The sequence below is a fragment of the uncultured Algoriphagus sp. genome (assembly GCF_963974365.1).
Lineage (GTDB): Bacteria > Bacteroidota > Bacteroidia > Cytophagales > Cyclobacteriaceae > Algoriphagus.
Genome location: NZ_CAXBBX010000009.1, coordinates 149,125 through 161,406, shown reverse-complemented (window position 1 = coordinate 161,406; position 12,282 = coordinate 149,125). Strand labels below are relative to the sequence as shown.

General features: G+C 43.8%; 10 protein-coding genes. 8 read left to right on the top strand and 2 right to left on the bottom strand.

The genetic code is table 11. The features are described from left to right. The first annotated feature begins 2 nt into the window (after window positions 1–2). The 7 genes from murD to ftsZ all read left to right on the top strand — a co-directional run bounded on the left by murD (window position 3) and on the right by ftsZ (window position 8,910). Window positions 3–1,352: a UDP-N-acetylmuramoyl-L-alanine--D-glutamate ligase gene (gene murD, locus AACZ87_RS13605; RefSeq protein WP_339867943.1), complete on the top strand. Its 1,350-nt coding sequence runs from the start codon at window positions 3–5 to the stop codon at window positions 1,350–1,352. Further along, the gene (locus AACZ87_RS13600; protein WP_091695886.1) at window positions 1,349–2,518 is read left to right on the top strand and encodes an FtsW/RodA/SpoVE family cell cycle protein; all 1,170 of its coding nucleotides are present in this window, start codon (window positions 1,349–1,351) and stop codon (window positions 2,516–2,518) included. Before murD ends, AACZ87_RS13600 begins: the two co-directional genes overlap by 4 nt. Window positions 2,519–2,547: 29 nt before the next feature. Beyond that, window positions 2,548–3,630, top strand: a complete 1,083-nt coding sequence (gene murG, locus AACZ87_RS13595) for an undecaprenyldiphospho-muramoylpentapeptide beta-N-acetylglucosaminyltransferase (protein ID WP_339867941.1) — start codon at window positions 2,548–2,550, stop codon at window positions 3,628–3,630. After that, entirely contained in the window at window positions 3,627–5,039 is a 1,413-nt protein-coding gene (gene murC / locus AACZ87_RS13590; protein ID WP_339867939.1) for a UDP-N-acetylmuramate--L-alanine ligase, read from the top strand. The genes murG and murC overlap by 4 nt, the downstream gene beginning before the upstream one ends. Then, window positions 5,036–5,794, top strand: coding sequence for a cell division protein (locus AACZ87_RS13585; protein ID WP_339867937.1), 759 nt, complete (start codon window positions 5,036–5,038; stop codon window positions 5,792–5,794). The genes murC and AACZ87_RS13585 overlap by 4 nt, the downstream gene beginning before the upstream one ends. A 10-nt stretch (window positions 5,795–5,804) precedes the next feature. Further along, a complete protein-coding gene (gene ftsA, locus AACZ87_RS13580) occupies window positions 5,805–7,115 on the top strand; it encodes a cell division protein FtsA (protein WP_339867935.1) in 1,311 nt (436 codons plus the stop codon). Between the two features lie 100 nt (window positions 7,116–7,215). Next, on the top strand, window positions 7,216–8,910 hold the full coding sequence (gene ftsZ, locus AACZ87_RS13575; RefSeq protein WP_339867933.1) for a cell division protein FtsZ: 1,695 nt from the start codon (window positions 7,216–7,218) through the stop codon (window positions 8,908–8,910). A gap of 3 nt (window positions 8,911–8,913) precedes the next feature. Here ftsZ and AACZ87_RS13570 read toward each other — a convergent pair whose 3' ends face one another. Next, complete coding sequence (locus AACZ87_RS13570; protein ID WP_339867931.1) at window positions 8,914–9,438, bottom strand: NAD(P)H-dependent oxidoreductase; 525 nt, start codon at window positions 9,436–9,438, stop codon at window positions 8,914–8,916. Between the two features lie 94 nt (window positions 9,439–9,532). Here AACZ87_RS13570 and AACZ87_RS13565 point away from each other — a divergent pair, with 94 nt between their 5' ends. Beyond that, entirely contained in the window at window positions 9,533–10,354 is an 822-nt protein-coding gene (locus AACZ87_RS13565) for a purine-nucleoside phosphorylase (protein WP_339867929.1), read from the top strand. Between the two features lie 324 nt (window positions 10,355–10,678). Here AACZ87_RS13565 and AACZ87_RS13560 read toward each other — a convergent pair whose 3' ends face one another. After that, window positions 10,679–12,238 (bottom strand): SDR family oxidoreductase, encoded by a 1,560-nt coding sequence (locus AACZ87_RS13560; RefSeq protein WP_339867928.1) that lies wholly within the window; start codon window positions 12,236–12,238, stop codon window positions 10,679–10,681. Window positions 12,239–12,282: the final 44 nt, after the last annotated feature.

Genomic DNA, 12,282 nt, shown 5'->3' with positions numbered 1-12,282 from the left:
AAATGCAAAAACTAGTCGTTCTGGGCGCGGGAGAAAGCGGATTGGGAGCAGCTATGCTTGCCAGACAGAAAGGCTATGCCGTTTTCGTTTCCGATGCAGGACAGATTTCTCTGGCGCGAAAGGCTGAAATGGAGCGGTTGGGAATTGCTTTTGAAGAAGGAAAGCATTCGGAGGAGGAAATCCTCAGTGCAGATCTTATCATCAAAAGTCCAGGCATTTCTCCAAAGACAGAAATGGCTGCAAAGGCATCTTTGGCAGGCATTCCGATTATCGATGAGTTAGAATTTGCTTTTGGCTACAGTACCGGAAAAGTGATTGCGATCACTGGAACCAATGGGAAGACTACCACGACTTTGCTGACTTATCACTTGATGAAGGAAGCTGGATTGGATGTGGGCTTGGCTGGAAATGTAGGGAAAAGCTGGGCTGCGCAGTTACTCGAAGAAGAACATGAATGGTGGGTGATCGAGTGCAGCAGTTTCCAGATAGATGGATTTGTCAACTTCAAACCTTCAGTTGCGATTCTTTGCAACATCACGCCAGATCATTTGGATCGCTACGAGTACAAGATTGAGAATTACATAGATTCCAAGTTTGGAATCTTTAAAAATATGACTTCTACCAATCAGGCTATTCTTTTTGCAGAAGATGCTTTGACTTTAGAAGGTTTGAAAAGCAATGAAGTAAAAGCTTCTACCCTTTGGGTTTCTGCTTTTGAACTTCAAAAAGAGGGAGCCTGGACAGATGCAGAGAATTTGACTTTTGCGGTAGCAGAGCAATCGGTAGTTGTACCGGTGGATTCACTTTCTCTCAAAGGGAAGCACAATCTTTTGAATGCCCTTTGCGCTGGTTCTGCAGCTTTGATCGCGGGTGTAAAGGATGTGGATTTGATGCTGGGATTCCAGACGTTCAAAAATGCGCCTCACCGAATGGAGTTGATCAAAGAAGTAGACGGAGTGAAATTCATCAATGATAGTAAAGGCACCAATGTGGAAGCTACGGCTTATGCGCTGGCGAGCTACGACAACCCATTGATCTGGATCGCCGGAGGCGTGGACAAGGGAAATGACTACACGGTTCTTTCTCCATTGACTGAAAAGGTGAAAAGCCTGATTTGCTTGGGCAAAGACAATGAGAAATTGAAATCAGCTTTTGGATCGTCTATAACGGACATTCGAGAGACACAAAATATAAAGGAGGCGGTTTCTTGGGGAAAAGAACTTGGGGAATCTGGAGATATAGTTTTGCTATCGCCAGCCTGTGCAAGCTTCGACTTGTTCAAAAATTATGAAGATCGCGGAATGCAATTCCGTGCCGCAGTAGAGAACCTTAAACCGAAAGCCATCGCATGAGTGAGTTTAAAGCATGGATAGATAGAAATTTCAAAGGCGACCCAATCATTTGGGGCATTGTCATTCTATTGTCGCTTTTCAGTATTCTGGTAGTGTATTCCGCTACGGGTTCTTTGGCGTACAAATATGCTGGTGGAAATACTGAGATCTACTTGATCAGACATTCCATGTTGATTTTTGTGTCGTTGGTAGTGATGTGGTTTGCGCATAAAATACCTTATAAGAGGTATGCGATGTATGCGAAGCTGGGTGTGGTTATTTCCATTCCATTGCTTTTGGTGACCTATATGTTCGGCTCCAACATCAATGAAGCTAATCGCTGGATTACAATTCCTGTGATCAACCAAGCTTTCCAGCCATCCGATTTGGCAAAGCTTTCACTGATAGCTGCTATAGCGTTGATGCTTGCCAAAAGACAAAAGAACATTAAAGACTTTAAAAGCACTTTCGTTCCGATTATTATCGCAGTAGGTCTGATTTGCGGACTTATCGCCATGGCCAATTTCTCTACAGCGATTTTGTTGTTGATTACATGTCTGCTGATTATGTTCATCGGTCGTGTTCCTCTTAAGTATCTGACGATTGTTTTGTTTGTAGGGCTTCTGGGATTGACAGTTGCAGGATTTACCGGTCAGCGTGGATCTACTTTAGTTTCCAGAGTTACCGCATTCTTCAACGAAGAGGAAGTTCCATTCCAAGCTGAGCAATCTTATATCGCAATCGCTACTGGAGGAATCGGCGGAAAAGGCCCAGGGAATTCTGAGCAAAGAAATTCGCTTCCGCATCCGTATTCAGATTTTATCTACGCTATTATCATCGAGGAGTATGGATTGATCGGAGGATTCTCCGTGCTCTTCCTGTACCTCGCGCTTCTTTATAGAGGCATGCGGATCGTGGCAAATTCAAATAAAGCATTTGGTGGATTACTATCTGCGGGATTGAGTTTCGCATTGGTTATTCAGGCATTAGTGAATATGGCCGTAGCCGTTGGCTTAGGGCCTATCACCGGACTTCCACTGCCGCTGTTGAGTATGGGAGGAACATCTCTCGTGTTTACGGGGATTTCTCTGGGAATTATTCTCTCAGTAAGTCGTGGGGATCATCAGGATGAATCACAGGCAAGTAGCTCCACGATTGGAAATAGAACAAGACTTAAAACCGCATAATTATTAACGCACAACGCACATATCGCATTTTGATCAGTGGTGGAGGTACCGGAGGGCATATCTATCCGGCTATCGCTATTGCACATGCCTGGAAGGAAAAATATCCTGCCAGCGAGATCTTATTTGTGGGTGCTTTGGGTAAAATGGAAATGCAGAAAGTCCCTGAAGCTGGGTACAAAATCAAAGGCCTTCCAGTGGCTGGGTTACAAAGAAGTTTGTCTCTGGAAAACCTGAAGTTTCCTTTCAAACTGTTGAAAAGCCTGACCCAGGCTTCCAAAATCATTACCGATTTTAATCCTGATGCGGTGGTGGGAGTAGGTGGCTATGCAAGCGGGCCTGTGCTATACGCTGCGCAAAGAAAGGGTATTCCAACGCTGGTACAGGAGCAAAACTCCTATGCTGGTTTGACTAATAAAATTTTGGCTAAACGAGCCAAAAAGATCTGTGTCGCTTATCCTGAAATGGATCGCTTTTTCCCAGCTGACAGAATTGCCTACACAGGAAACCCTGTTCGCAAGGACATTCTTGATCTATCAGGAAAAAGAGAAAAAGCGCTTGCTCATTTCGGGTTAGACCCTGCCAAGAAAACACTTCTCGTATTGGGAGGGTCACTTGGAGCAAGAACGCTAAATAATGCAGTGTTAGCAGATATGCAAAAACTGGAAGAAGAAGGCTATCAGGTGCTTTGGCAATGTGGCAAATTCTATTTCCAGGAAATGAAAACGAAGCTGGCCGATTCTGGACTGGCAACTATTCACCTGAAGGAATTTATCCGCGAGATGGATTTGGCTTATGCTGCTGCGGATGTGATTGTGTCTAGAGCTGGCGCATTGTCTGTTTCTGAGCTTTCGCTCGTAGGCAAGCCGGTGATTTTCATCCCGTCTCCAAATGTGGCTGAGGATCATCAGACTAAAAATGCCATGGCTTATGTAAGCCACAATGCTGCTTTGCTGCTGAATGACTCAGAAGCCGTAGGCGCTTTGGAACAAGAAGTAACCAAACTAATGAAGGACAGCGCGCTGTCTGAGGTATTAGGAAAAAATATTAAGAATCTGGCTAAGCCGAATGCGGCGATTGCCATTGTGGAAGAAGTAGAACAATTGATTGCATGAGTTTCGAAGGAATAAATAGCGTCCATTTGCTCGGTATAGGCGGCATAGGCATGAGTGCTTTGGCTCGCTGGTTCCGCCATGAAGGACATGCTGTGTCCGGCTATGACCGTACGCCTTCGCCACTTACGGATGAATTGATCGCTGAAGGAATGCAGATTTCTTTCGATGATAAATTAGAGACTATTCCAGCTGTTATCACAGACAATCCTGAGAAATCTCTGATCATTTGGACTCCGGCAATACCTAAGGAAAGTGCTCAGTTGCATTTTTTCAGGGATAGGGGCTTCCAATTGAAGAAGAGATCGGAAGTACTTGGTATGGTGACTAGGGCTTATTATTCGATTGCAGTAGCGGGAACGCATGGTAAGACGACCACTTCTTCCATGATTGCTCACATGCTGAAATCGGCAAAGAAACCTGTAGTGGCATTTCTTGGCGGAATAACTCAGAACTATCAAAGCAATCTGATTTTGGGAGGGAAGAAATCTAAGGGCCCAACTTTGGTAGTAGTGGAGGCTGATGAGTTTGACCGCTCATTTCTGCGACTTCATCCAAACGAGATTGTGCTTACTAGCGCCGATCCAGATCATTTGGATATCTACGGAGACGAGCAGCATATCTTGGATGGATTCCTTGAGTTTGTCAATCTGGTGGATAAAAAAGGGAGACTTTACATACAGCAGCAGGCTGGGCAAAGACTTGGAGAAGGCAAACTTCCAAAAGTTGCTACCCGAGAATATGGGTTAAGATCTTCAGGGATAAGCGCAGAAAATATTCAAGCGAGACCAGGATCCTTTGTGTTTGACTATGTGGATGGCAAGCAGGAGATCAAAGGCTTGGAGTTATTTATTCCTGGTTTTCACAATGTAGAAAATGCCTTGGCAGCAATAGCGATTGCATTGGATCATCAGATTTCAGAGGAGCAAATCCGAAAAGGACTAAGCTCTTTCAAAGGAGTGAAAAGAAGATTTGAAATTCATGTGAATGAAGGGAATCAGGTTTTCATTGATGACTATGCACATCATCCTGAGGAGATCAGAGCATGTTTAAGTTCTGTGCGGGCAATGTTCCCTGCGAAAAAATTGACGGTGATTTTCCAGCCACATTTATTCTCCCGCACGAGAGATTTTGCCGCAGGCTTCTCTGAGAGTTTATCACTTGCAGACTCAGTGATTTTATTGGATATCTATCCTGCGAGAGAATTACCAATCGAAGGAGTGACTTCAGCGATGTTGCTGGATGGGATCAATACGGAGCATAAGGAATTGGTGTCCAAAGAGGATTTGATGAGTCATTTGGATCAGACTTCTCCAGAAGTTCTGGTGACACTGGGTGCTGGCGACATAGATCGTTTGGTGCCAGTTATTGCATCATGGATGAAAGAAGGGCTTAATCGATATGCATTATGAAAAAGGCTAACCTAAAGAAAATAGTGGCTTTTGTGGTGCTCAGTTTGGTGCTGGTGGGCTTTATAGGGTTTGTGGAAAAGCAGACACTATATAAGACGTTCCAAGGGACAGAGATTGATATCGAAGGCGTGAGCGGAGTCTATTTCGTGGAAGATGCTGAGATCGCAAAGATTCTCAAAGAAGCATTTCCAGACTTGAAAGCAGGATTGATGCTAGAAGAAGTACCGATGAAAGCCATCGAAACTAGACTGCTGGGACATCCATTTGTCAAGTCTGTGGAAGCGATGTTGGGTCAAAAAGGGATTTTGAATTTGAAGATCAGCCAGCATCAGCCGATTGCCAGAATTGCACAGCCGATGGGAGCAGATGGCTACATCACCACTGAAGGGAAAGTCATTCCTACTTCGACTTCATATACTAGTCGTGTCTTGATTTTGGAAGGTGACTATGCAGAGAGATTGATGGATAAAGGCGAAATCAATGCGGATATGCCTGAGTTGATGGACTTGATCACTTTCATCACTGAAGATGAATTTTGGAATGCACAGATCACAGAATTAGAAGTGAATTCTAAGGATAACATTCGTCTTTTCCAGCAAGTGGGAAGGCAAATCATCGAGTTCGGTGATGCACATGATATAGAGAATAAGTTTGACCGGATTTCGGTCTTTTATAAGGAAATATTGCCTCGCAAGGGGTGGAATGCTTACAACCGTGTAAGCGTGAAGTTTAAGGATCAAATCGTCTGTGAATAATAGCTTGGATATGGAAAACAAAGAATTAATAGTAGGACTGGACATTGGGACAACCAAGATCTGTGTCATCGTAGGTCGCAAGAATGAGTATGGCAAACTCGAGGTTTTAGGCATGGGCAAAGCCGTTTCTGACGGAGTTGATCGTGGTGTAGTGACCAATATTGACAAGACTGTCCATGCTATAGAAAAAGCGGTAGAAGAAGCGTCAGAAATGGCAAATGTGGACATCGCAGATGTCATTGTTGGGATTGCAGGTCAACATATTCAAAGCAAGATTCAGAGTGGTAGCATAATGCGTCAACCGACGGATGATGAGATCACTATAGAAGACGTTAGAAGACTTTCCAGTGAGATGGAAAACATCCTTATTCCTCCGGGAAATACAATTATTCACGTGATGCCACAGGATTACACAGTGGATTACGAAGGAGGTATCAAAGATCCTGTTGGGATGTCTGGTACCCGTCTAGAAGCTGATTTCCATATTATCACAGCTCAGACCACCGCTATCAATAATATTAACAGATGTGTCCGCCGCGCAGATTTAGTTTCCAAGCAACTGATTCTGGAGCCATTGGCGAGTTCACTTTCTGTATTGAGTGATGATGAGAAAGAAGCAGGCGTTTGCCTGGTAGATATAGGAGGCGGAACCACAGACATCGCCATTTTCTACGAAAATATTATCCGTCATACAGCTGTGATTCCTTTAGGAGGAAATATCATTACGAAGGACATTAAAGAAGGCTGCATGGTGATGCAAAATCAGGCTGAACTACTGAAGACCAAATTTGGCAAAGCCATCACAGAAGAGGCAAATCCAAATGAGATCGTGTCGATTCCCGGCTTGAGAAATAGAGCTCCAAAGGAAATCTCTATTAGAAACCTAGCTTCTATCATTCAGGCAAGAATGGAAGAGATCATCGAGATCGTTCAGAACGAAATCATGCAAAGTGGTCATTACAAAAAACTGGCTGGAGGAATTGTCCTGACAGGTGGTGGATCGCAGATGCAATTCATTTCTCAGCTATTTGAATACATGACGGGGCTAGATACGAGGATCGGCTATCCAAACGAGCATTTGGGTAAGTCAGTGATCGAGGAAGTAAAGAGTCCGATGTATGCGACTTCAGTAGGTCTTGTACTGGCAGGCTTCAAAGCACTCGATGATAGAGATCAGGGGTACACCAACCGCACTGCCAATGGGAAACCAATGAAGAAAGCGAAGAACATGGACATCAATCCAAAAGATATATTCGATAAAATCGCCGGAAGACTGAAAGGGATTTTGAGTGATGATATCGGCGACGATAATAACTACTAGGGCTTATGACTGGGGGAGGTTGTCGGTGCTGCTGCCAATTTCCCCACTTTATCTAACCACTAAAACACAACCATAGAAAATTTCACCAATAATCATAAATATGTCAGATAACATGAAAGATTACAGATTTGATTTACACAAAAACCCGAAATCGATTATAAAAGTAATCGGTGTAGGAGGAGGCGGTTCTAATGCCGTAAACCACATGTTTGGTCTTGGGATTAAGGACGTAGAGTTTGTGGTAGTCAATACCGATGCTCAGGCGCTTAAGTCTAGCCCGGTTCCGCTTAGATTGCAATTAGGTGCCAATTTGACCGAAGGTCTAGGTGCTGGCGCAAATCCTGAGCAAGGAAAAAATGCAGCAATAGAATCAGAGGATGAGATCAGAGAACTATTGGCTGACAATACCAAAATGGTATTTATCACAGCTGGAATGGGTGGAGGTACCGGAACTGGTGCAGCTCCTGTAGTAGCTAGAATTGCAAAAGAATTGAATATCCTGACCGTGGGTATTGTTACCGCTCCATTCATGTTCGAAGGAAAGAAGAAAATGAATGTAGCTCAGTCAGGTATCGAAGCGCTTCGCGAGAATTGCGATACTGTATTGGTTATTTTGAATGATAAACTGAGAGAGATCTATGGTAATCTTGCCATCAGAACTGCTTTCAGCAAAGCAGATGATATACTTTCTACCGCTGCAAGATCAATCGCTGAGATCATCACTGTTCATCAGGATGTCAACGTGGATTTTGAAGATGTGAAGACAGTAATGAAAGACGCTGGTGCTGCCGTAATGGGATCTTCTACTGAGGAAGGTGAAGGACGTGCCATCCGAGCTGCCGGTGCTGCCATTTCTTCTCCATTGTTGAACAACGTGGACATCAAAGGAGCTGAGAAAATCTTGCTTTCTATCATGTCCGGTGAGGACGAGGAATTGTCAATGGACGAATTGAGCGAAATCACTGAATACATCCAGGAGAAAGCTGGCGACAATGCTGAGGTGATCTTCGGTCAAGGTATTGATCCGGAATTGGGCAAAGCTATCCGTGTGACTGTAATTGCTACAGGTTTCCAAATGGACAGATTGGCTGGTACGAAAAGAGAAGAAACTGCTAAGGCTATTGCTGCACCATCTCCTGCTCCTGCTCCAGTTGCAAAAACTCAGGTAGAAGAAATCGAAGAAGAGAAAACAGTAATCAATTTAGATTCAGGAAAATCTGAGAAAGTTAAGGAAGAGCCAGTTGCTAACGGATCTACTTTTGTATTCTCTATGCCAAAAACTCCTGCTCCTACACCAACTCCAGCGCCGGAAGTGAAGCCAGTTGCTGAAACTCCAAAGAGAGAAGAGCCAGTTGAAGCGCCTAAGCTAGCTCCAAAGAAAGAAAGCTTATTTTCTTTTATGAAAAAGGAGGAAGTGAAAGCTGAAGCTCCAAAGCCTGCGCAGGAGAAAATCGTCCATGATCTTTTCGAAGAAGAAGACGAGAAAAATACTGTAGAAGAGCCTAAGAAAGAGGAGCCTGCTACTCCAGCTTTTGCAAATGATTACTATGAGCAGATGAAGCAGAAGGCGATTCAGAGAGCTCACGAGCGTTTTGAAAAGCTAAAAGGTAACCGTGCATTCAACCCAACTCCGGAAGAATTGAAGGAGAAAATGGAAGTGCCTGCTTATCAGCGTAAAAATGTAGTATTGAATGAGCCTCAGCATAGCTCAGAGCCAAGCATCAGTAAGTACAACTTGAGCGATGACAATGAGATTCTAGGAAATAATAGATTCCTGCACGATAATGTGGACTAAGTCCTAAAATTCAAGCAGCATGTCTGCCTGGGTTTGCAGCAAGTCCATGTACAACCTGTTGGTGAGCAGGTTATCTGACATATTTTGCTCTATTTTAGCCAGTTTCGGCTTGAGAGCAAGGACATGCATTCCCAGATAATGGAAGATGTCGGTAAGGTGGCTCATTGCGATGCCACCGCCGCCTATTCCAGATGAAATACCCACCAAAGCACACTTTTTATTCCTAAATGTATTAGGATAGGTCATCCCGTCGATGAAGGTTTTTAGGATTCCCGGGAAAGAACCGTTGTACTCAGGGACGATGAACACAAACTTTTTCCCACCCACTAGCTGATCGTGGAATTCATTATACAAGTCATGCTTCCCGTTGTTTTCGTACAATGCATTCTCAATAAAATCTCCAGGTAAGTTTTCCAGTTCAAGAATTTCCGAATGCTCTCCTCTTTCTTTTAAAATAGCTTGATATAGCTCAGCGATGGTTTTTGAAACAGAATTCTTGCGGTTGGTTCCTACGATTATCTTGATCATTGCATGTTTTTTATGAAAGCAATACACTCTTGCCCCTGCAAAAGTTCGAAGCTGAGCCGTAATTTCTATATTTAGGGCTGGCAAAATATACCATATGAACTACCTAAATCAAATATCCGAAGCAGCATCTTTTATCCAATCACAGTATTCTCAGGAAGTATCTATTGCAATAATTCTAGGAACAGGACTTGGACATTTGGGTGATCAAATTAACGTGGAAAAAGAAATCGACTATGCTGATATCCCTAATTTCCCACTATCTACTGTAGAAAGCCATTCAGGGAAATTGATTTTTGGAGAGCTTTCTGGGAAAAAAGTAATGGCAATGAAAGGGCGTTTTCATTACTATGAAGGCTATTCCATGCAGGAGGTTACTTTTCCAGTGAGGGTGATGAAAAAGCTAGGGATAAAAACACTTTTAGTCTCAAATGCCAGTGGAGGCCTTAATCCAGAGCAGGAAGTAGGGGATGTAATGCTGATTCGAGATCACATTGATTTGTTTCCGGAGAGCCCACTTCGTGGAAAGCATTATGATGAATTTGGCCCAAGATTTCCGGATATGAGTGATGCCTATTCACAGAATTTGACTGCTATTGCATTGGGTTTTGCCAAAGCAAATAAATTTCGGGTTCACACGGGTGTGTATGTCGGAGTGCAAGGTCCAAACTTGGAAACGCCCGCTGAATACAAATACCTCAGAGGATTGGGCGCAGATGCGGTGGGAATGAGTACGGTGCCCGAGGTGATCGTAGCTCGACAGGCTGGAATTGAAGTTTTTGGAATTTCTGCGATTACAGATCTAGGAGTAGAGGGAAAAATCAAGAAAATCACACTCGCCGAAGTACTTGCTGCTGCTTCGATTGCAGAGCCCGTGATGGCGGAGATCATCAAAGAAGTGGTGAGGCAGATGGATTGAGGTATCCGTTGTCCTGCTTCTCCAGAAGCTGGACCGTATGGTTTTAGTTAAGTGCTATTTCGCTCTTTCAGAGCTTGTGGAAATAGCTAATTTTTAACATTACCCAGCCCTATAGGCTGGGCTAGGTTGTTTAGGGCTTTCAGCCCTTTTTTCCTTAGCTAAATAATATGTCCACTGTGCTCTTCTAGGTGGACCAAGGTTAATTTTTCATTTAAAAAAAATGTGCCTCTGGGTCTTGTCGGGAGGACTCACAGCAATAAAACTTCGAGGTTCAAAAAACCTCAAAGGTTTACCACTCTAAGGCCGTGCCGCCTCGAGAGTTAACTACCAACTTGTCGGCTTATAATCTTTCAAAAACTTCCCGTTCCAATGCTTTCCTGTATTGATCCCGTCAAATAAAGGATCCATCACTCTTGCCGCACCATCGACGATGTCCAACGGAGGCTGGAAGTCATGTAAATCCTGCTTTCGCTTCGCCAATTCTGCCGGATCCTCATCTGTTACCCAACCAGTGTCTACGGCGTTGGTGTAGATCCCAAATTTCGGTAGCTCAGCGGCAGAAGTTAGTGTCATCATATTCAAGGCCGCCTTTGCCATATTGGTGTGTGGATGTCTAGCTTCCTTGTGGAATTGGTGGAATTTTCCTTCCATAGCCGAGACATTGATGATGTGTTTGTTTCCTGTATTATCCTTCTTCATGATGTTTACCAGGCGGTTGCAAAGGACAAATGGCGCCACTGAATTCACGAGTTGCACTTCTAGCATTTCGTTGGTGTGGATTTCTCCTAGTTTTAGACGCCAGCTGTTTGTCTTTCGCAAGTCTACCTGCTGAAGATCAGCATCGAGTTTTCCAATTGGGAAAATCTCCTCGGAACTCAAGGAATCATCGATGCAATACGGGATTTGCGTCAGCTGAGCAGAGGAAGTTAAGCCAATTCCTAGTTGTTTTCCATGCCAGGAAACTGGAAGGTTTTTGTTTTCTCCATCAGCAAATTCCTGACTGAGAATACGAATCTCCTGCAAGCAGGCATGATGATCGGAAAGTAACTTTTGCGAAGCTGTAGAGAGATCTGTCCAAGCCAAAGACTCGTTCTCCATCAAATGCTGGTAAAAGCCTGATGGTCGGCGCACGGTCTGAGCGGCATTGTTGATCAGCACATCCAAGCGATCATATTTTTGCTCGATGTAATTACAAAAAATCTCCACACTAGGAATATGTCTCAAATCCAAGCCATGAATGTGAAGCCTGTCTCCCCATTCATTAAAATCAGGTTCTTTGGCAAAACGCAAAGCTGAGTCTACTGGAAATCGAGTTGTGGCAATGACAGTTGCTCCCGCTCTCAGCATCATCAGTGTAATGTGGTAGCCGATTTTCAATCGAGATCCTGTAACTAGAGCAACTTGTCCTTTCAGATCTGCCGTTTGAAAACGCTTGGCATAATTTAAATCCCCGCAACTTGGGCACATGGTATCATAGAAATGATGCAATCTGTCAAAGGATTCTTTGCAGACATAGCATTCACGAGGTGATTCAAGAATAATAGCTTCTTCTGCTTCCTTACCAGTTAAATCCAACATTGTTGGTGCTATGAATATCGAAGCTTCCCGGGCAGAACGGATGCCAGTGGTCTTTCTGGCAGATTTGTCTTTGTCTGCAGTTTTCTTTCTTTGAATCTTTTTTGCTCCTTTTTTTCGCTCAGCAAGTTCCTCTTTGCTTGGTCTGGAAAATCGTCCTGCAGCCATTAAGAGCGCAAGTCTAGTTTCCGCTGGAATATTAAAAATCTGGTCAGTATCCGCATTCAACCCTTCGAGCACTGCAATGGCTTGAGCGATTTGTTCTGGGGTGATTTTCACCGGGGTTACAGATTCTGATTCCTCTTTCATGATAGTTTACTTACAAGGGCGCAAAAGTAAAGATTTTAAAAATG

Excerpts from the sequence above, each read along its gene's own strand:
- AACZ87_RS13585 (WP_339867937.1), top strand. The coding sequence starts at position 5,036 with ATGAAAAAGGCTAACCTAAAGAAAATAGTGGCTTTTGTGGTGCTCAGT.
- AACZ87_RS13565 (WP_339867929.1), top strand. The coding sequence starts at position 9,533 with ATGAACTACCTAAATCAAATATCCGAAGCAGCATCTTTTATCCAATCA.
- murD (WP_339867943.1), top strand. The coding sequence starts at position 3 with ATGCAAAAACTAGTCGTTCTGGGCGCGGGAGAAAGCGGATTGGGAGCA.
- AACZ87_RS13560 (WP_339867928.1), bottom strand. The coding sequence starts at position 12,238 with ATGAAAGAGGAATCAGAATCTGTAACCCCGGTGAAAATCACCCCAGAA.
- AACZ87_RS13570 (WP_339867931.1), bottom strand. The coding sequence starts at position 9,438 with ATGATCAAGATAATCGTAGGAACCAACCGCAAGAATTCTGTTTCAAAA.
- AACZ87_RS13600 (WP_091695886.1), top strand. The coding sequence starts at position 1,349 with ATGAGTGAGTTTAAAGCATGGATAGATAGAAATTTCAAAGGCGACCCA.
- ftsA (WP_339867935.1), top strand. The coding sequence starts at position 5,805 with ATGGAAAACAAAGAATTAATAGTAGGACTGGACATTGGGACAACCAAG.
- murC (WP_339867939.1), top strand. The coding sequence starts at position 3,627 with ATGAGTTTCGAAGGAATAAATAGCGTCCATTTGCTCGGTATAGGCGGC.
- ftsZ (WP_339867933.1), top strand. The coding sequence starts at position 7,216 with ATGTCAGATAACATGAAAGATTACAGATTTGATTTACACAAAAACCCG.